The 18,533-nt window shown below is 61.7% G+C and carries 18 protein-coding genes and 1 tRNA gene; 5 read left to right on the top strand and 14 right to left on the bottom strand.

From position 1 onward, the window contains the following. Positions 1-116: 116 nt before the first annotated feature. From ISP18_RS06125 to ISP18_RS06110, 4 genes are read right to left on the bottom strand one after another with little or no spacing between them, the layout of a single operon-like run. Positions 117-719 carry a response regulator transcription factor gene (locus ISP18_RS06125; protein ID WP_380008102.1) on the bottom strand — a complete coding sequence of 201 codons (603 nt, stop codon included), beginning with the start codon at positions 717-719 and terminating at the stop codon, positions 117-119. Continuing rightward, on the bottom strand, positions 716-1,909 hold the full coding sequence (locus ISP18_RS06120) for a sensor histidine kinase (protein WP_380008100.1): 1,194 nt from the start codon (positions 1,907-1,909) through the stop codon (positions 716-718). The genes ISP18_RS06125 and ISP18_RS06120 overlap by 4 nt, the downstream gene beginning before the upstream one ends. A 44-nt stretch (positions 1,910-1,953) precedes the next feature. Continuing rightward, on the bottom strand, positions 1,954-2,751 hold the full coding sequence (locus ISP18_RS06115; RefSeq protein WP_380008097.1) for an ABC transporter permease: 798 nt from the start codon (positions 2,749-2,751) through the stop codon (positions 1,954-1,956). Then, the gene (locus tag ISP18_RS06110; RefSeq protein ID WP_380008094.1) at positions 2,751-3,665 is read right to left on the bottom strand and encodes an ABC transporter ATP-binding protein; all 915 of its coding nucleotides are present in this window, start codon (positions 3,663-3,665) and stop codon (positions 2,751-2,753) included. Before ISP18_RS06110 ends, ISP18_RS06115 begins: the two co-directional genes overlap by 1 nt. 274 nt (positions 3,666-3,939) lie before the next feature. Between ISP18_RS06110 and ISP18_RS06105 the strand changes: the two genes are divergently transcribed. From ISP18_RS06105 to upp, 3 genes are all read left to right on the top strand, one after another. Beyond that, positions 3,940-5,436: an aminotransferase class III-fold pyridoxal phosphate-dependent enzyme gene (locus tag ISP18_RS06105; RefSeq protein ID WP_380008091.1), complete on the top strand. Its 1,497-nt coding sequence runs from the start codon at positions 3,940-3,942 to the stop codon at positions 5,434-5,436. 153 nt (positions 5,437-5,589) lie between these two features. After that, complete coding sequence (locus ISP18_RS06100) at positions 5,590-5,907, top strand: PsiF family protein (RefSeq protein WP_380008088.1); 318 nt, start codon at positions 5,590-5,592, stop codon at positions 5,905-5,907. A 111-nt stretch (positions 5,908-6,018) separates the two neighbouring features. Beyond that, complete coding sequence (gene upp, locus ISP18_RS06095) at positions 6,019-6,663, top strand: uracil phosphoribosyltransferase (RefSeq protein WP_380010941.1); 645 nt, start codon at positions 6,019-6,021, stop codon at positions 6,661-6,663. A gap of 108 nt (positions 6,664-6,771) precedes the next feature. Here upp and pip read toward each other — a convergent pair whose 3' ends face one another. Both pip and ISP18_RS06085 read right to left on the bottom strand, forming a co-directional pair. Beyond that, complete coding sequence (gene pip, locus ISP18_RS06090; protein ID WP_380008085.1) at positions 6,772-7,731, bottom strand: prolyl aminopeptidase; 960 nt, start codon at positions 7,729-7,731, stop codon at positions 6,772-6,774. 131 nt (positions 7,732-7,862) lie between these two features. Then, positions 7,863-9,248, bottom strand: coding sequence for an FAD-binding oxidoreductase (locus tag ISP18_RS06085; RefSeq protein ID WP_380008083.1), 1,386 nt, complete (start codon positions 9,246-9,248; stop codon positions 7,863-7,865). Positions 9,249-9,358: 110 nt separating this feature from the next. Between ISP18_RS06085 and serA the strand changes: the two genes are divergently transcribed. Further along, the gene (gene serA / locus ISP18_RS06080; protein ID WP_380008080.1) at positions 9,359-10,591 is read left to right on the top strand and encodes a phosphoglycerate dehydrogenase; all 1,233 of its coding nucleotides are present in this window, start codon (positions 9,359-9,361) and stop codon (positions 10,589-10,591) included. Between the two features lie 111 nt (positions 10,592-10,702). Next, complete coding sequence (locus ISP18_RS06075; protein ID WP_380008077.1) at positions 10,703-12,361, top strand: methyl-accepting chemotaxis protein; 1,659 nt, start codon at positions 10,703-10,705, stop codon at positions 12,359-12,361. 185 nt (positions 12,362-12,546) lie between these two features. On the opposite strand, the gene ISP18_RS06070 is transcribed toward ISP18_RS06075, so the two are convergent. The 8 genes from ISP18_RS06070 to rpmI form a co-directional block, all read right to left on the bottom strand. After that, positions 12,547-13,215, bottom strand: coding sequence for a hypothetical protein (locus ISP18_RS06070; protein ID WP_380008074.1), 669 nt, complete (start codon positions 13,213-13,215; stop codon positions 12,547-12,549). A 134-nt stretch (positions 13,216-13,349) separates the two neighbouring features. Then, positions 13,350-13,426 (bottom strand) — tRNA-Pro (locus ISP18_RS06065). 59 nt (positions 13,427-13,485) lie between these two features. After that, the gene (locus ISP18_RS06060) at positions 13,486-13,842 is read right to left on the bottom strand and encodes a MerR family transcriptional regulator (protein ID WP_115493718.1); all 357 of its coding nucleotides are present in this window, start codon (positions 13,840-13,842) and stop codon (positions 13,486-13,488) included. Further along, positions 13,823-14,125, bottom strand: a complete 303-nt coding sequence (gene ihfA / locus ISP18_RS06055; protein WP_380008071.1) for an integration host factor subunit alpha — start codon at positions 14,123-14,125, stop codon at positions 13,823-13,825. Before ihfA ends, ISP18_RS06060 begins: the two co-directional genes overlap by 20 nt. A gap of 1 nt (position 14,126) precedes the next feature. Then, a complete protein-coding gene (gene pheT, locus ISP18_RS06050) occupies positions 14,127-16,505 on the bottom strand; it encodes a phenylalanine--tRNA ligase subunit beta (protein WP_380008068.1) in 2,379 nt (792 codons plus the stop codon). 21 nt (positions 16,506-16,526) lie between these two features. Next, positions 16,527-17,522, bottom strand: coding sequence for a phenylalanine--tRNA ligase subunit alpha (pheS, locus tag ISP18_RS06045; protein WP_380008065.1), 996 nt, complete (start codon positions 17,520-17,522; stop codon positions 16,527-16,529). A 110-nt stretch (positions 17,523-17,632) separates the two neighbouring features. Continuing rightward, positions 17,633-17,992, bottom strand: coding sequence for a 50S ribosomal protein L20 (gene rplT / locus ISP18_RS06040; RefSeq protein ID WP_128898432.1), 360 nt, complete (start codon positions 17,990-17,992; stop codon positions 17,633-17,635). Positions 17,993-18,008: 16 nt separating this feature from the next. Then, positions 18,009-18,206, bottom strand: coding sequence for a 50S ribosomal protein L35 (rpmI, locus tag ISP18_RS06035; protein WP_019467379.1), 198 nt, complete (start codon positions 18,204-18,206; stop codon positions 18,009-18,011). Positions 18,207-18,533: the final 327 nt, after the last annotated feature.

Here is an 18,533-nt window from a genome sequence, read left to right as displayed (position 1 = left end):
GTCGTCCCGGCGTTCGCCGGGGCGACGATGAGGAGTCGTTGAAATTCGACGCTATTAGCTTCAGAGGAATCAGCTCAAGGCAAATGCAGGCTCGCTGTGAGCAAACGCGACCACGGCTACAACCATCCTTTCTGCCGCGCCAACCGATACGCCTCGATACGATTGGCCGCACCCAATTTGCCTATCGCTTCGGAAAGATAATTGCGCACGGTACCGTGCGAGAGATTGAGCTTCGTAGCGATGTCACCGGCAGACTGGCCTTCGCCGGCAAGTCGCAATACTTGCCGTTCACGATCATTCAAAGGATCGGCTTCTGACCAAGCTTCCAATGCAAGTTGCGGATCGATGGAACGGCCGCCGCGATGCACGATGCGCAGCGCCTCCGCCAGATTTTCGGCAGGCGCGTCTTTCAGCAGATAACCTGATACGCCCGCATCCAGCGCGCGGCGGAGAAAGCCGGGACGGGCGAACGTGGTAACGATGACGCATTTCACCGGTAGTTCATGGCGATGGATACGCTGCGCTAGTTCCAGACCAGTGATGCCAGGCATTTCGATATCGGTGACCAGAACGTCCGGCTTCAGGCGCTGCACTTCACGCCACGCAGCTTCGCCATCAGGTGCAGAACCGAGCACCTCGATATCCGATTCGAGATTCAGCAATGCCGACAGTGCGCCGCGCACCATCGCCTGGTCTTCGGCCAGCAGCACACGGATCATGCCGTGCTCCCTGCGAAATCGTTCGCCGCAGGCAAGGCCTCCGGAACGATGCGTTCTTTCTGTCCGCGCAATGGAACACTTATCAGCAAGCGCGTTCCCCGGCGTGGCGGCGAATCGATTTGCAAGGTGCCCCCAATGGCGTGTATGCGTTCGCACATGCCACTGACGCCGTTGCCATGGGCTGCGAGTCCGCCCTTTCCGTTATCGCTGATCTGCATGTCCAGTTTTTCCGCCGTGCGGGTAAAGCGCACGCAAGCCTCGGTGGCGACGGCGTGCCGATGAATATTGGTCACGGCTTCGCGGATCACTAGGGCGAGCGTACGTTCCACCTCCTGCGGCAATGAATCAGGCAGACTGCCGTAATCGAGATGCACAGCAGACGATTCCAGCAGCAGTCGCGCAGAAGCAAGCTCGGCGGCAAGATCGGTGGAGCGAATGCCGGTGACCGCAGAGCGCACTTCCGCCAGGGCATGACGGGCGACGCGTTCGGCTTCTTCCAGTTCGCGAAGCGCAGCGGCGCTATCGCGATCGAACAACTTACGCGACAGCTCCAGTTTCAATGTGATCAGCGACAGCGTATGCCCAAGCAGATCGTGCAGATCCCGACCGATGCGCTCACGTTCCGCCGTCGCCGCCAAGCGACGCACCTCTTCCTGCGAGAGCCGCAATGCCGCGTCGCGTTCCCTATTATTGATCTCGAAAATGATCACCGTGCATATGATCAAAGCCATTGCCGGCATGGAGATCAACATCGCCCATGGATATCCCGCTCGCCACGCCAAAGCGATATAGAGTGCATTGACTACCAGCAATAAGCCAAAGCGCGCGCGATAACCCGCCCGCCATTTCATCAGCATGGTGCAACTGAAGATCAAATAGCTAAGACCGCTTGAATACCATGGCAACGTCAGTAGACAGAGACTGGCCACGCCGAAAGCGTAGTGATGCATGAGGCGGCAAGACGCAAAATGCGCCTTGAGATATAGCGCCAGGAAGACTGGATAGGTACCCAGCGTGAACATGAGCCAAGTGAACGTATAACCTTGGTTGTCGAGCAGCGGTGTGATGAAGATCCAGGCCGACCACAACAAGTGAATGGCCCAGGGTGACTTGTTGCGCCGCAGATCATCCGCCGCACTTGAATCGGGTACTGGCGTAAACCAAGCACGCATGGTTGTCGTGATATTCATGGCTGCTTTCCCCGCGCTGCGGCCTTCCTGGGCAACATCGTACTTCAACCGTAGCGCCGCAGCCTGCGCGCCGCGATAACGAAGAACAGCACCGAGAAACCCGCCAGCACTGCAAAGTGCTCCATCACGTTGCCGTGTCCCAAACCTAACGCTGCCAGCCCCAGCTGATGCAGGTGATAGCTCGGCCATACCGGCGCGATCTGCTGTAGTACTTTCGGCAACATGGCGATGGGAATCCACAGCCCGGACAGGAACGACATGGGCAGGTAAATCATGTTCAGCATGCCTGGCGCGCCCTGCCCTTTGATCAAGGTGCCTACCAGCATGCCCAGCGCGCAGAATGGCAAGACGCCAAGGATGCCTGTGAGCAACATCAACGCAGCCTGCTGCAGGGTCAACGTTACGTGCCCCAGCGTCAGTCCCATGGCGAGCAGCAGCAGAATCACGACCGCCGCCGCGACCATTGCCATCAGCATCTTCCCGAGCAGATAAGCGCCCGGCGGCATCGGCAAGGCACGCTTGTAAGTGAGCAAACCGCCATCGCGTTCCAGTGCCAGCGAAACGCCGAAGCCGAACAGGCCCGGACTCATCACGCCGAACACGCCATAGCTCACCAGCAGATAACGCGCGGTATCAGCACCTTCGGAGCGCCCCATGACAATACCGAACAGCATGTAGAACATGGTGGGAAACAGCATGATCGGCAGCATGAAGGCCGGTGCACGCATATAGCGCAGGCATTCGCTGCGCGCTTCGGCGAGGTAGGCGCCGATGACGCGACGGGTGCTCATGCCGTTAGCGGAAGCTGTCGCTGCTGCGGCGGAAATCGATACGCTGTTCATTACGCGGCCTCCTGTTCTGCGTTTTCTTCGCGTGTCAGTTCAGTGAATGCCTCGGCCAGGCCCGCGCGCTGCACTTCCAGTTCGCAGAGCGAGGCATCCGCTTCCAGCAGGCGCCGCAACACGTTTTCCGGTGCGCCGGTACTGATTCGCAAACGAACGCCCTCGCGCTCGGCCGACGTCACCTGTGGCCATGTCGACACTGCAGTGGCATCGAGATCGGTGACGCAGCGAATGCGTGCAAGCGGCACCTGTGCACGCAGCGCATCGACACTGCCTTCGCTCAGCACGCGCCCCTTGGCCATCACGACCACGCGTTGCGCAAGCGCTTCGGCTTCCTCCAGATAATGCGTGGTGAGCACGACCGAGCAACCTTCGGCGACCAGTGCGCGCATGGCGCTCCATAGCTTGCGGCGCGCGTCGATATCCATGCCGACCGTCGGCTCGTCCAGGAATACCAGTTCAGGTCGACCACACAGTGCCAGCGCAAACTGCACGCGGCGCTGCTGGCCGCCCGACAGCTTGCCGTAAGGCCGTTGCAGCAGGTCCGTAACGCCGGCCAGCGCGGCGCTTTCTTCCAGTGTGCGCGGATTCGGGTAGTAGCTGGCTACCAGGCGCAACAGCTCGCCGACGCGTAACGTAAGCGGCAGCATGGCCGACTGCAGCATCACGCCGATACGGCGGCGTGCGTCGATCTGCTGCGGATCCATGCCGAACAATTCCGCGCGACCGCCGTCCGGGCGGATCAGGCCGAGCAGCAGGCTGATGCTGGTGCTCTTGCCGGCGCCGTTGGGCCCCAGCACCGCCAGCAGTTCGCCGCGCTGCAACACAAGATCGACGCCGTCGAGCGCGGTGAGATGACCGTAACGTTTCACCACGCCGCAAAGACGGGCTACAACATCGGATGAGGTATGCATGATGGGTCTCCTTGCACTGCAGCGTAAGTAGGGCAAGCGCTTTTCTGCAGTTGCCTGCGTCAGCGATCGGGTATGACAGCCGTCATCCCTGGGGGTACCGCCGCCCTGGTCCAGCGGTTATCCTGATGCCTGTGCGACAGCGGTTTCCCCATACGCGGCACAGTGCGAACGGGCGCATCGCCCTAGGCCTCCAGCCTTCACACCGCACGAAACACATCCTGCCGGCCTGCTTCGCGTTGGGCGCGAGGCGCTGTCAGATTCGAGGAGAGTAGTCATGGGTGTCATCGATCAGCTGCGCGAACTGCGCGAATTTGGCGGCAAGCCGCGGACCTCCGGATTGGCTGACGCCACCATCGAACGCATGGCCGCACTGGACCCGCAACTCGTTCAAGCCATTGCCGACGCTGTCGCGCGCCATCGCGAACTGCGCGTCGAGCTCGCCGATTTCCTGAAGCTGGATGAAGCCGAGCAGTTGCTGCAAGCACAGCGCGACTTCGTCAATTTTTATCCGGACGATGCCATCAATCCGTATCTGCCGGCTGCCGCGCGCGGTCCCTGGGTTGTCACGCTGAAAGGCGCAGTGGTGCACGACAACGGCGGCTACGGCATGCTCGGCTTCGGCCACAACAATGCCGCTATCGACGCTGCGCTGGCGCGTCCGCAAGTGATGGCCAACGTGATGACGCCGAGCGTGTCGCAGATGCGTTTCTCGCAGGCGATGAATCGCGAACTTGGTCGCCATCGCGGCAGTAATCCGTACACGCGTTATCTGTGTTTGAATTCCGGCTCGGAAGCCGTGGGCCTGGCCTGCCGCATCGCCGACGTGAATGCCAAGCAGATGACCGATCCTGGCGCGCGCTATGCCGGCCGCACCATCAAGCGCATTGCCGTGAAAGGCGCGTTCCACGGACGCACCGATCGGCCGGCGCTGTATTCGGATTCTTCGCGCCGCACGTACGTGCAGTATCTGGCGAGCTATCGCCACGAAGACACGCTGCTCACCGTGTCGCCGTATGACATTGCGCAGTTGGAAGCTATGTTCGCCGATGCGGACAAGCACGGCTGGTTCATCGAGGCGATGTTCCTGGAACCGGTGATGGGCGAAGGCGATCCGGGCCGCGCAGTAACGCCGGCGTTCTACCAGGCGGCGCGCGAACTGACAGAATCGCATGGGTCGCTGCTGCTGGTGGATTCCATCCAGGCTGGCCTGCGCGCGCACGGGGTGCTGTCGATCATCGACTACCCCGGGTTCGAGAAGCTGGCGCCGCCGGACATGGAAGCCTTCTCCAAGGCGCTCAACGCAGGCCAGTATCCGCTCTCGGTGCTGGCGGTGAGTGACCGCGTGGCCGGCCTGTACCGCAAGGGCATTTACGGCAACACCATGACCGCCAACCCACGTTCGCTGGATGTTGCACTGGCGACGCTGGAACAGCTCACCGACGATGTGCGTGCCAATATTCGCGTGCGCGGCAAGGAATTCGTCGACAAGCTCAATGCGCTAAAGGACGAACTGGGCGGCCTGATCACCAAAGTGCAAGGCACGGGCCTATTGTTCTCGTGCGAGTTGGCACCGCAGTTCAAGTGCTATGGCGCCGGCTCCACCGAGGAATACCTGCGCGAGCGCGGCATCGGTGTGATTCACGGCGGCGCCAATTCACTGCGCTTCACACCGCACTTCAATATCACCGGCGCGGAAGTGGACATGGTGATTGACCACGTGCGCCATGCGCTGCTGGAAGGGCCACGCAAGAGCGAAGCGCAGGCGGCCTGAAAGCTAAGGAACGGGGAACAGGAGACGGGGAACATAAAGCCTTCCGAAACGTCGACGTTCCCCGTTTCCTGCTCCCTGTTTCCCTGCTTCTTCACACGGCATAGACTGCGCCAACCGGTACCAGCGCCGGTCACCACTTCAGGAGGAAGCATCATGTCCATGCGTCTCAGCCTGCTCGTCGCCAGCGCAGCCCTGGTTTTCGCCAGCGCCGCTTTCGCCGACGCACCGCAAAGCAAGCCCCTCTCCTCGTCGCAACAGAAAATGGCCGACTGCAGCCATGCTGCCAAAGGCAAAACCGGCGCCGACTACAAGAGCGCCGTCAGCAGTTGCATGAAAGGCGATAACACTGCTGCGGCCACGCCTGCCAAGATGACTCAGCAAGAAAAGATGGCCGCATGCAGCAAGGAAAATGCTGGCAAGAAGGGCGCCGATTACAAGAGTGCCGTCAGCGCCTGCCTGAAAGCCCATTGATGCGCTGATACATCCACCAAGGCTCATCGAACTCCAAGGCGCTGTCACATGACGGCGCCTTTTTCGTTTGCGGCTATGCTTGCCGAAACCCAGCCGCACGTCATGATCCACATGAAGATCACCGAAGTTCGCCATCCTCTGATCCAGCACAAGCTAGGCCTGATGCGCCGAGCCGGCATCAGTACCAAGGAATTCCGAGAGCTGGCTTCCGAAGTCGCGTCGCTACTGACCTATGAAGCCACCAAGGATCTGGAAACTGTTGAAGCGCAGATCGACGGTTGGGCGGGGGCGGTAAGCGTACGACAGATCAAGGGCAAGAAGATCACCATTGTGCCGATCCTGCGCGCAGGCTTAGGGATGCTGCCCGGCGTGCTGGAGTTGATCCCTTCTGCGAAAGTTAGCGTAGTGGGCCTGCAGCGCGACGAGCAGACGCTGCAGCCGATCACTTACTACGAAAAACTTACCGGCCGCATGGACGAACGCATCGCGCTGATCGTCGATCCGATGCTGGCCACTGCCGGCACGCTGGTAGCTACGGTGGACATGCTGAAAGCGGCCGGTTGCAAGCGCATCAAAGGGCTGTTTTTGGTGGCGGCGCCGGAGGGGTTAAAGCGCATCGAGGCAGTGCATCCGGATATCGAGATTTATACCGCGGCGATCGACGAGCGGCTCAATGAGCATGGCTACATTCTGCCGGGGCTGGGCGATGCGGGGGATAAGATTTTTGGGACGAAGCAGTTGCCGGCGCTGGATTGAGAAACCTCGAATCCAGCCGTGAAGGTCCATGTTTGCCATGCCGTCATTCCGGCGAAGGCCGGAATGACGATGCGCTGAAGTCAGACGTTCAAGGCGAACCCTAAAAAGCTAGCGACGCCCAAACCTGTCCGTCGCCTCAATCAACTCATGCGCAATCCCGGGCTCGAACGCCGAATGCCCGGCATCCTGCACAATGCGCAAATCCGCTTCCGGCCATGCGCGATGCAGATCCCACGCGCTGCGTATCGGGCACACCACGTCGTAACGCCCCTGCACGATCACCGCCGGAATGCGGCGCATACGATCGACGTTGCGCAATAGCTGATCGTCGTGCTCGAAAAAACCGCCGTGCACGAAGTAGTGACATTCGATGCGTGCAAACGCCAGCGCGAATTCGTCTTCGCCGCTGCTGTTGATGTATGCCTCATCCTGATACAGGAAACTCGTTGCACCTTCCCACACCGACCAGGCGCGTGCGGCATGCAAGCGTACCTGCGAATCCGCGCTGGTCAGGCGGCGGTGGTAGGCGCTCATCAGATCGCCGCGCTCCACCTCCGGAATCGCGGCCAGATACGCTTCCCATGCATCCGGATACAGCGCATCGCAGCCTTTCTGATAAAACCATTCCAACTCCCAGCGGCGCAGCATGAAGATGCCGCGCAACACCAGTTCGGTCACTTTATCCGGATGCGTCTGCGCGTAGGCCAGCGATAACGTAGAGCCCCACGATCCACCGAACACCTGCCAGCGCGTTATCCCTAGGTGCTCGCGCAAGCGCTCGATATCGGCGACTAGATGCCAGGTGGTGTTGTCCGTCAGCTCTGCATGCGGCGTCGATTTGCCGCAGCCACGCTGGTCGAACAGCACGATGCGATAGACCGCCGGATCGAAGAAGCGCCGGCATTTCGGATTGGTGCCGCCGCCAGGGCCGCCATGCAGGAAAACTACCGGTTTTCCGTGTGGGTTACCGCTCTGCTCGTAGTAGAGCGTGTGCAGGTCGGAGACCTTGAGCTGGCCGACGTCGTAGGGCTCGATCTCGGGATACAAGCTGCGGCGCTGCTGGGACATGGGTGTGGGCGGTATTGGAAAGGGGAAGCACATGGTACGAGGGGATGCTGGGCAACCCAAGAGCCATCTACTCCCTCTTCGATGGGCCAACCTTGCCCAAGGTGGGGCGACTTAGGCTGGGGACAGGAAGATCAGACAAACAATTTGCCAGGATTCAAAATCCCATTCGGATCAAACACCGCCTTCACTCCGCGCATCAACGCAATCTCTGCCGCGCTGCGTGTGCTTTCCAGATACGCGCGCTTCACCAACCCAATGCCATGCTCAGCGGATATGCTGCCGCCGTGGCGCTGCAACGTCTCTGCCAGCAGCTTGGTAACGTGCTCGCATTGCGCGATGAAATCCGTATCGGCTAACACGGTCGGTTTCAGCACATTGATGTGCAGGTTGCCGTCGCCGATATGGCCGAACCACACCACTTCCATCTGCGGATATTCGCGCGCAAGCAACGCTTGTATCTCATGCAGAAACGCGGGCACCGCGCCGATGCGCACAGAAATGTCGTTCTTGTAGGGTTTATGCGGAGCCAGGCTCTCGGTAATGCCTTCACGCAGACGCCACAGCGCTGCGGCCTGCGCTTCGCTCTGCGCCATCACGCCGTCGGCGATCCATTCCTGCTCCATGCCTTGCTCGAACACGGCCAGCGCGGCTTCTTGCGCACGTTCATCCGCGGCATCGAATTCGGTCACCACGTAATACGGGTAGTCGCCGTCGATCGCGCGCTGGGCGCCATGCGCCAGCACATGCTTCAAGGCGACGTCGGTGAAGAACTCGAAAGCCTGCAGCGAGAGCTTCGCGCGGAACAGTGCGAACACCTGCATCAATGCTTCCATGTCCGGCAACGCCAGCAGCATCACCTGCGAGGTCGGCGGCGGATCGGTCAAACGCAGCGTGGCTTCCACCATGATGCCCAGCGTGCCTTCCGAGCCGATCATTAATTGCCGCAAGTCATAACCGCTGGAGTTCTTGATCAAACCGCGATTGAGATCCAGCAGCTCGCCGTTGCCCGCCACCATCTTGAGGCCGGCGATCCACTCGCGCGTGTTGCCGTAGCGGATCACGCGGATGCCGCCCGCATTGGTGGCGATGTTGCCGCCGATGGAGCAGGAGCCGCGCGCGGCGAAGTCCACTGGATAGATCAGGCCATGCTCGCGCGCCGCGGTGTGCACAGCCTCCAGCGCGATGCCCGGCTGCACGGTCAGCGTGCGGTCCACGGCGTCGAAGCCCAGCACCCGATTCATGCGCGCCAGGCTCAGCACCAGCTCGCCGTTGGCCGCCACCGCGCCGCCCGAAAGCCCCGTGCGTCCGCCGGACGGCACGATTGCGACCTTGTGATCGTTGGCCCAGCGCACGATGCCCTGCACTTCCTCGATGGAGGCCGGCAGCGCGATCGCCAGCGGAGCCGGGGTCCAACGCCGAGTCCAGTCGCGGCCGTAATGCTCCAGGTCGCCCGGCTCGGTGAGCAGGCGCAGGTCAGGCAGGCGGCTGGAAAGGTCGGCGAGGGCTTGCGGGCTCATGGCAGCTCCGGGAGGGAAGCGCCCAGCGTGCCAGCGCCCGCCCGGCACGTCTAGTGCTGCGACGCCGCAAAATCTGGCATAGTGTTTGGACATCCAAACGCGACGCTCTCATGAAGACCTCGTTCCCCAAGCAAGACATCAAGGTACTGCTGCTCGAAGGCGTGAGCCGCACGGCGGTGGAAACATTCCAACGCGCGGGCTACAGCCAGATTGAGTACCACGCCAAATCCTTGCCGGAGGACGAACTGAAAGCGCGCATCGCCGATGCACACATCGTCGGCATCCGCTCGCGCACGCATCTCACCGCCGACGTGCTGGATCACGCCAAGCGCCTGATCGCGGTGGGCTGCTATTGCATTGGCACCAATCAGGTGGATCTCGGCGCAGCGGGGAAGCTTGGCGTTCCCGTCTTCAACGCGCCCTACTCCAATACGCGCAGCGTGGCGGAACTCGTCATTGCCGAAGCGATCATGCTGCTGCGTGGCATCCCGCAGAAGAACGCGCTGTGCCATCGCGGCGGCTGGACCAAATCTGCCGCCGGCAGCTTCGAAGTACGTGACAAAGTACTCGGCATCGTTGGCTACGGCCACATCGGCACGCAGATTGGAGTACTGGCTGAAAGCCTGGGCATGCGCGTGATCTTTCACGACATCGAAGCGAAGCTCTCGTTGGGCAATGCGCGTGCTGCCGCAAGCCTGGACGATCTGCTCGAACGTGCCGACGTGGTCACGCTGCATGTGCCGGAAACACCTGCCACCAAGCTGATGATCGGCCGAGATGAGTTGACCAAGATGCGTAAGGGCGCTTTGTTGCTCAATGCCTCGCGCGGCACGGTGGTCGACATCGATGCATTGGCGGAGGCCTTGCGCAGCGAACATATCGGCGGCGCGGCGATCGATGTGTTTCCGGTGGAACCAAAAGGCAATGACGATCCGTTCGTCTCGCCGCTGATCGGCATGGATAACGTCATCCTTACGCCACACATCGGCGGCAGTACGCTGGAAGCACAGGAAAACATCGGCATCGAAGTAGCCAGCAAGCTGGTGCGCTACAGCGACAACGGCTCCACGCTCTCGGCCGTCAACTTCCCTGAAGTAACGCTGCCCGAGCATCCGCACAGCCGCCGCCTGCTGCACATCCATCGCAACGTGCCGGGTGTACTTTCGCGTATCAATGAGCTGTTCTCTGCCGGCAACATCAACATCGACGCGCAGTTCCTGCAGACCAGCGCGGACGTGGGCTATGTGGTGATCGATGTCTCTGCCGATGAGCATCAAGCGGCATCGCTGAAGGATAAATTGGCGGCGATTCCGGGCACATTGCGCGCCCGCGTGCTTTACTGAAAGGCTAGCGTCGAGCCGGGAAACATGCCCGGCCCGACTGCTATCCGCTTAAGAAAACCGCACTTATGCCGATATTTCCTATAACTCGGCATCTTTTCCATGCGGTTTTCCATGAATTTTCGTTTCCGTGATTTACCTATCGCTGCACGTCTAGGCCTGCTCGGCGTTGTCTTGCTTGCAGCGACCGTCATCGTAGGCTTCGGTGGCTGGCGTGGACTGGTCCGCACCCATGATCTGCAGATTCGCTCTGCCGAAACGGCGACCCGGTTTGCGGCGGCGGTCGATACCGCGCGCGTCACGCAGGTGGATTTCAAGAAGCAGGTGCAGGAGTGGAAGGATCTACTGCTGCGCGGCGCAGATGCCGATAAGTTCAAGAAATACCACGATGCCTTCGTCGCACAGTCGCATGCGGTCGACACGGACCTAACCACACTCAAGCAGCAGATGAACGAACTCGGTCTCGACACGCGCGGGGTGGACAATGCAGCGTCCAAGCACGCCGAACTCGGCTCGAAATACCTGGCCGCCATCCAGCATTACGACGCGAAGGACGAGAAGAGCGTGCACGTTGTCGACGGGATGGTCACCGGCATCGATCGCGCGCCTACGACAGCCATCGACGAGCTGGTTGCCGGCATGAAGCGGGAGGCCGAGGCGGCATCAAAGCGCATCGACGCGGAAAGCAGCGCGGCGTTCGGCCAGGCGTGCATGTTGCTGGCGTCAGTGGTGCTGTGCGCGATGATCGCCGGTGCTTTACTGGTCTGGCTGCTCGCCTATAGCATCACCGCGCCGCTGGGGCGCGCCGTAAAAGTGGCGCAGGCGGTTGCCGAAGGCGATCTCTCCACTGAGGTGGTTGCAACGAGCCGCGACGAAACCGGCAAGCTGCTTTCCGCGCTGGCCTCGATGAACGAGCAACTGCGCAACGTGGTGGGCGTGATTCGCGCCGGCTCCACCGAGATTTCCGCCTCCACCCGGCAGATCGCCGCCGGTAACCAGGATCTTTCCGCACGCACCAGCGAACAGGCTGCCGCTCTGGAGGAAACCGCATCGTCGATGCAGGCGTTCACCCAAGGCGTGAACGCCAACGCCTCGCGCGCGCATGAAGCGAGCCGCCTGGCAGAATCGGCTTCCGACATCGCACGTCAGAGCGGCGCGGCCATGTCCGAAGCGGTCGGTGCGATGACGCAAGTACAAAGCGTGGCCAATCGCATTACCGAGATCACCGAGACGATGGACCGCATCGCCACGCAGACGCACATCCTTGCTCTGAATGCGTCAGTGGAAGCGGCGCGTGCAGGTGAAGCTGGCAAAGGCTTCAACATCGTGGCGGCGGAAGTGCAGGCGTTGGCGCGCAGCTCGCGTAGTGCCTCTCGCGAAATTCGTGCCCTGATCGAGGAATCCGTCACCATCATTGGAAGCGGTACGCAAATCATCGGCCGCGCGGAGTCGATGGTCGGGAAGCTGCTCGGCAGTGTGGACGATGTCACCAAGACGGTGGAGTCCATCGCCACATTGAGCATGGAACAGGCAAGCGGTATCCAGCAGGTAAACCGTGCAGTGCGCCAAATGGACGAGGTCACGCAGAACAATGCCGCGCTGGTGGAGGAAGCTGCCGCCGCGGCAGACACCGTGCAGGTGCGTGCGCGTTCGCTGGTTGAGAGCGTGGCGTTTTTCAAGCTCGGCGACAAAGAGGCGGCCAACCGTTCGCCAGCGCCATCCAACTTGACGGGTTCGCGAGTGGCGCATCGCTCGCAGTTGGAGGCGGCCTGAGCTCTGCAAGTACCCATCCCACCTGCGTGCAGGGTGGAGGGGTACTTGCCACGAACCTTCCCACAAGGCTTCCCTTCAAGCAGAGGGAGTTCTGCGCACAGAGGGATGATCGCTTGCAGGGAAGCAAGCTACCGCAGACATGCCTGGAACTTTATCTGCAAGCCAAGTTGTTGGAAGCAGCCGCTTTATCGAACGCTTTTTGCGGCAGCCTTGCCACGCTTTGCGGTCTTCTTCGCCGTCGTGGCTCGTTTGGGATTGACGGTGCCAACGACGTCGCTCGCCGCTGCGTGGTGCTCCCGCACGCGTAGTTCCTCGCGGAACGCGGTGGCATAGGTTTTCAATTCCGCCTTCTTGACTCCGGGCGGCACAGCGTCCCGCGCCAGATGCTGTTCCATCTGTCGCAGCAAATCGTAATCGTGATAGTCGCGATAGGGTTTGAGATCGAGGTCCACCGGCACCTTCGCCAGGCGCTCGTCGCCGATCCTTTTCACGTACTTCTGCATGAAGCGGTCGTAGGCCTTCCAGGTAATACGCTGGGCGTGCACCGCGGCTTCCTCGGCGCGCGTGGCGATCTGATGCGCATGCAGATAATGCAGGCCGAGCTGGTCGATCAGCGTTTTCTCCACTTCCTCGTGCAGGATCAAAAACCGATCCACCTCGACGGTGCGGCCGCGGAACGTGAACGACTTGGGCAGATGACGATCGATGTAGATGGTCTTGCCATCCTGGCTGTAGCCGGCGAGATAAGGGATGTCGTGCTTGCGATCGAACTTCTTGACCCGGCGCAGGATGGCGTCCAAGGCGCGATCCATCATCAGCGACGAGGTGTACCAGTCGGGGGCGTTCAGCTTCACGTGTGGGGCGTTCGGGTGACAAGTGTTCGACGGCATGGTGGCGGCCCTTATGTGCGCGGTGAGTTCGCTGGCACGAGCCTAGCAGCCGGAAACGAAAAACGGCGCCCGAGGCGCCGTTTGTCTGTTTTCCGAATTGGTCGGGGCGGCCGGATTCGAACCGACGACCCTTTGCCCCCCAGGCAAATGCGCTACCAGGCTGCGCTACGCCCCGACTGATCCAGCAAAGAAAAAAATTGTAGCAGTACCGGCAGGGGTGCCGATAGGGGCCGCTTAACGACGCAACAGCGCCAGGACCTCTTCCAGCTCCATGCGTACCTGACGCACGATCTGGTGCGACATGCTGGCTTCCATCCGGGCTTGCGGACCTTCCAGACGCGCGCGCGCGCCGGTGATGGTGAAGCCTTCGTCGTACAGCAGGGAGCGGATCTGCCGGATCATCAGCACATCGTGGCGCTGGTAGTACCGGCGGTTGCCGCGGCGCTTGACCGGGTTGAGCGCAGGAAATTCCTGCTCCCAGTAGCGCAGCACATGGGGCTTCACCCCGCACAATTCGCTGACTTCACCGATGGTGAAGTAGCGCTTGGCCGGGATGGCGGGCAGCTCGGTGTTATTCCCCTGATCCAGCATAGCCCTCGACTCTCACCTTGAGTTTTTGTCCTGGCCGGAACGTCACCACCCGGCGAGCGGAGATGGGGATCTCCTCGCCGGTCTTGGGATTGCGCCCCGGTCGCTGGTTCTTCTGCCGCAGGTCGAAGTTGCCGAAGCCGGACAGCTTCACCTGTTCGCCCTTTTCCAAAGCTTCACGGACGACCTCGAAATAGGCGTCCACGAACTCTTTGGCTTCACGTTTGTTAAGGCCCACCTCGAGGAAGAGGCGCTCTGCCATCTCCGCCTTTGTCAGCGCCGCCATCTCACCCTCGCAATTTCGCCTCGCATCCAGCCTCCAACGCCGACACCACATTGCGTACGCAACGGTCTGCGTCGTCGTCGGTAAGGGTGCGTGAAGCGTCCTGCAAAATCAAGCCCATAGCGAGACTCTTTCGGCCCGCTTCGACCCCTTTTCCACTGTAGCGATCAAACAGCCGCAGCTCTGCCAGGGCGGTGCCCAGGGTGGCGCGGACGGCCTGTTCGATCTGTGACCAGCTTACCTGTTCAGGGACGTCAACGGCGATGTCCCGGCGCACGGCCGGGAAACGCGGCACGGGTTGGGCCTTCGGCAGGCGGCGGCCGAGCAGCGGTTCCAGGGCCAGTTCCAGCACGTGCACGTCCGGCCCAAGGTCCAGTGTCTTGGCCAGGCGCGGGTGCAGTGCACCGAGGTAGCCGACCGTCTCGCCATCGCGTGTGACGCGCGCGGCCCGGCCGGGATGCAGCCAGCCCGGCAGGCCGTCGGCGTGGACGGCCCAGCGCTGAGGTTCACCGCCCCAGGCGATGATGGCATCCAAGTCGCCTTTGACGTCGAAAAAATCCAGCGGACGCGCGGCTTCACCCCACTGTTCGGCGTGTGCATGGCCGCAGGCGACGATGGCTAGGCTAGGCGTCTCCATTGGAGGATTACCGGCCGCGAACGCCCTGCCAAGCTCGAACAGACGCACCCGATCCTGCTGGCGTGCGCGGTTATGGGATAGCGCTTCGATCAACCCGGGCAGCAGAGAGGGACGCATCACCGCCAAATCGGCGGAGAGCGGATTGGCCAGCGGCACCAAGCGTTCGGTGAAGCCCCACTTTTCCAGCAAGGCATGGCTGACGAAGGCCAGGTTCACCGCCTCGTAGTACTCGCGCGCGGCGAGTTGCTCACGCACGGCCAGTTCGTTGAGGCGGCCTTCCGGTTCGGTCGCCAGAGCCAGCGCGCCTTCCGGCGTGTGGGTGGGAATGCGGTCATAGCCGTAGATGCGAGCCACTTCCTCGACCAGGTCTTCCTCCAGCTCGATGTCGAAGCGGCTGCTGGGTGCGGTGATGCGCCAGCCTTCATCAGTGGCCGTCACTTGCATGCCCAGCGCGGTGAAGATGCGGGCAACTTCGGCGTCGGCCACTTCCACGCCCAGTACGCGCTTGAGGCGTGTACGGCGTAGCGTGACCGTGGCCGGCTTGGGCAGGTCGGCAGGATTTTCCGCCACCAGCACCGGCCCGGCCTTGCCACCTGCGATCGCCAGCAGCAATTCCGTGGCGCGCTCCAATGCGCGGCGCGGCAGCTCGGGATCGACACCGCGCTCGAAGCGATGCGAAGCATCCGTGTGCATGCCCAGCTTGCGCGCGCGGCCCATGATCGCGGCCGGTGCGAAGTGTGCGGATTCCAGGAAGATGTTGTGCGTCGCATCGGTGACACGCGAATCGTAGCCGCCCATCACGCCGGCCACCGCTAGCGCTTTCTTTTCGTCGGCAATCAGCAAAAAGCCGCTATCGAGTTTCACTTCAGAACCATCGAGCAGCTTCAGCGTTTCACCATCGCGTGCATGGCGCACCACGATATCGCCGTCGAGCTTGTCGTTGTCGAATGCATGCAGCGGCTGGCCGAGTTCGAGCATCACATAGTTGGTGACGTCGACCACGGCGCTGATCGGGCGCAAACCTGCGCGGCGTAGGCGCTCGGCCAGCCACAACGGCGTGCGTGCGACGGGATCGATGCCTTCGATGATGCGGCCGAGATAGCGTGGTGCGTCCTTACCCGCTTCGAGGCGAATGCCGCGACGTGCGTTGCCCGTCACCGGCGCATCGGCGTGCGCGGGCACTTTCACGTGGCTGCCGAATAATGCTGCAACATCATGCGCGAGGCCGACCAGGCCGAGACAATCCGGACGATTCGGCGTGAGCTTCAGTTCGATGCTGGCATCCGGCAGGCTGAGGTAAGCGGCAAGCGGCTGACCGACCGGCGCATCCAGCGGCAACTCCAGCAAGCCGGATGCATCGTTGTCGATGCCGAGCTCCTTCGCCGAGCAGAGCATGCCGAGCGACTCCACACCACGCAGCTTGGCCGCCTTGATGTTGATGCCACCGGGCAGGGTCGCGCCGACCGTAGCGAGCGGCACCTTGATGCCCACGCGTGCATTCGGCGCGCCGCAGACGATCAGCAACAGTTCACCTGTGCCAGCGTTGACTTTGCACACCTGCAGGCGATCGGCTTCCGGATGTTTTTCCGCGCCGACGATTTCGGCCACCACCACACCACCGAGGTTTTCGCCCAGCGGTGTGAGCTCTTCCACTTCAAGCCCGGCCATGGTCAGCGCATGCGCCAGCGCGGCACGGTCTGCCTTGATCTCGACCAGCTCGCGCAGCCAGTTTTCGGAGAATTTCATGCGTGTCGATTCCTGCTTCGATTACGCGAATTGCTTGAGGAAGCGCAGATCGTTCTCGAAGAACGCGCGCAAGTCGGAAACGCCATAACGCAGCATGGCGAAGCGCTCCACACCCAGGCCGAACGCAAAGCCGGTGTAGCGTTCCGGATCGATACCGCAGTTCTTCAACACGTTCGGATGCACCATGCCGCAGCCAAGCACCTCCAGCCAGCGCGTGCTGCCGTCTTCCGCATCCCAGCGAATGTCCACTTCGGCCGAGGGTTCGGTGAAGGGGAAGTAGCTGGGACGGAAACGCATTTCGAAATCGCGCTCGAAGAACGCACGAATGAATTCAGCCAGCGTGCCTTTCAGGTCGGCGAAACTGGAGGTTTCGTCCACCAGCAGGCCTTCGATCTGATGGAACATCGGCGAGTGCGTCTGATCCGAATCGCTGCGATACACCTTGCCGGGCGCGATCACGCGGATCGGCGGCTGCCGGCCTTTCATCGAGCGGATTTGCACCGGCGAGGTATGCGTGCGCAGCAGGCGGCCGTCGCCGAAGTAGAATGTGTCGTGCATCGCGCGCGCGGGATGGTGCGGCGGGAAGTTCAGCGCTTCGAAGTTGTGCCAGTCGTCCTCGATCTCGGGACCGTCGGCACGCTGATAGCCGAGGCGCGCGAAGATGGCGGCAATACGCTCAAGTGCGCGGGTGATCGGATGGATGCCACCACGCTCGCCATCGCGGCCAGGCATGCTGATGTCGAGCTTCTCGGAAGCGAGGCGACGATCGAGTTCGGCCTGTTCCAGCGCTTGCTTGCGCGAGGTGAGCGCGTCGTTGAGGCGCTCCTTCAGGCGGTTCACTTCGGCGCCGCGCGCCTTGCGCTCTTCCGACGACAGCGTTCCGAGCGCCTTCAGCGCGGCGGTGACGATGCCACTCTTGCCCAGCAAGCTAACGCGCAGCGCGTCGAGCGCGTCGAGCGTATCGGTCTTGTCGATTTCCGCCAGCGCCTGGGTGGCACGGCTATCCAAGTCTTCCATCGGTGGTCTCGCCTTTCTCTCCCCAGGGGAGAAGCAGCAGAAACAAAAACGGGGAGAAGGCATTCGGCCTTCTCCCCGCTTGATTTACATCACTCGTCAGTGTTCGACGATCAAGCGGCCAGACTGGCCTTCGCCTTTTCCGCGATGGCCCCAAACGCCTTGATGTCGTGCACGGCGATGTCGGCCAGCACCTTGCGGTCGACCGTGATACCGGCCTTGGCCAAACCGTTGATCAGGCGGCTGTAGGACAGGCCGAACTGACGGGCAGCCGCATTGATACGCACGATCCACAGGGCGCGGAATTGGCGCTTCTTCTGCTTGCGGCCGATATAGGCGTACTGACCGGCCTTGATGACGGCCTGATTAGCAACGCGGAAGACCTTGCGACGGGCGTTGTAGTAGCCCTTCGCGCGGCCGATGATTTTCTTGTGACGACGACGGGCGGTAACGCCACGCTTTACACGAGCCATGGTTTAGTCCTCCGCCTTAGAGATACGGCAACATGCGTGCTACACCCTTGGTGTCGCATGCTTTGACGTGGTTGGTGGCGCGCAGGTTGCGCTTACGCTTGGTCGACTTCTTGGTCAGAATGTGCGACTTGAACGCATGGCCGGCCTTGAACTTGCCGGACGCGGTCTTGCGAAAACGCTTCGCCGCCGCGCGGTTGGTCTTGATCTTGGGCATGGAATGCTCCTTGATAGGGATGCGCTCTTTCTTGATTGGGAGCGGCCCCGGTTTCTGACTGATCTGGCGGCGGCCTTGGGCCACGCTTTCCGTCCTGCCACGATCGGTTCACGACCCTTCCTAGCGGGTCGAACGGTGGAGTATACGGGTGAAGGCTTGGCAATGCCAGGGACCACTTCGCCCAAAACGCCATAAATGCCGGGGCCACGCCGCCAGAAAAGGCTACGAAGCGAGCCCGGAGGCGCGAGTACATCAAAAGCAGCTGACTAGATGGGTGGGGCCACGTTTGGCCCCTCACCCTGCCCTCTCCCGGAAGGGAGAGGGAGT

The sequence above is a fragment of the Dyella humi genome (assembly GCF_044904605.1).
Lineage (GTDB): Bacteria > Pseudomonadota > Gammaproteobacteria > Xanthomonadales > Rhodanobacteraceae > Dyella_B > Dyella_B humi.
Note: the sequence above shows the minus strand (reverse complement) of the source record. Positions and strands in the feature narration are given on the sequence as shown.

Bases quoted from the DNA above. Each gene is read 5' to 3' on its own strand.
- ISP18_RS06060 (WP_115493718.1), bottom strand. From the start codon at position 13,842: ATGCTGGATCAGGGGAATAACACCGAGCTGCCCGCCATCCCGGCCAAG.
- ISP18_RS06120 (WP_380008100.1), bottom strand. From the start codon at position 1,909: ATGAATATCACGACAACCATGCGTGCTTGGTTTACGCCAGTACCCGAT.
- upp (WP_380010941.1), top strand. From the start codon at position 6,019: ATGAAGATCACCGAAGTTCGCCATCCTCTGATCCAGCACAAGCTAGGC.
- ISP18_RS06075 (WP_380008077.1), top strand. From the start codon at position 10,703: ATGAATTTTCGTTTCCGTGATTTACCTATCGCTGCACGTCTAGGCCTG.
- pheS (WP_380008065.1), bottom strand. From the start codon at position 17,522: ATGGAAGACTTGGATAGCCGTGCCACCCAGGCGCTGGCGGAAATCGAC.
- ihfA (WP_380008071.1), bottom strand. From the start codon at position 14,125: ATGGCGGCGCTGACAAAGGCGGAGATGGCAGAGCGCCTCTTCCTCGAG.
- ISP18_RS06105 (WP_380008091.1), top strand. From the start codon at position 3,940: ATGGGTGTCATCGATCAGCTGCGCGAACTGCGCGAATTTGGCGGCAAG.
- ISP18_RS06085 (WP_380008083.1), bottom strand. From the start codon at position 9,248: ATGAGCCCGCAAGCCCTCGCCGACCTTTCCAGCCGCCTGCCTGACCTG.
- ISP18_RS06110 (WP_380008094.1), bottom strand. From the start codon at position 3,665: ATGCATACCTCATCCGATGTTGTAGCCCGTCTTTGCGGCGTGGTGAAA.
- rpmI (WP_019467379.1), bottom strand. From the start codon at position 18,206: ATGCCCAAGATCAAGACCAACCGCGCGGCGGCGAAGCGTTTTCGCAAG.
- ISP18_RS06125 (WP_380008102.1), bottom strand. From the start codon at position 719: ATGATCCGTGTGCTGCTGGCCGAAGACCAGGCGATGGTGCGCGGCGCA.
- pip (WP_380008085.1), bottom strand. From the start codon at position 7,731: ATGTCCCAGCAGCGCCGCAGCTTGTATCCCGAGATCGAGCCCTACGAC.
- ISP18_RS06100 (WP_380008088.1), top strand. From the start codon at position 5,590: ATGTCCATGCGTCTCAGCCTGCTCGTCGCCAGCGCAGCCCTGGTTTTC.
- ISP18_RS06115 (WP_380008097.1), bottom strand. From the start codon at position 2,751: ATGAACAGCGTATCGATTTCCGCCGCAGCAGCGACAGCTTCCGCTAAC.
- serA (WP_380008080.1), top strand. From the start codon at position 9,359: ATGAAGACCTCGTTCCCCAAGCAAGACATCAAGGTACTGCTGCTCGAA.
- pheT (WP_380008068.1), bottom strand. From the start codon at position 16,505: ATGAAATTCTCCGAAAACTGGCTGCGCGAGCTGGTCGAGATCAAGGCA.
- rplT (WP_128898432.1), bottom strand. From the start codon at position 17,992: ATGGCTCGTGTAAAGCGTGGCGTTACCGCCCGTCGTCGTCACAAGAAA.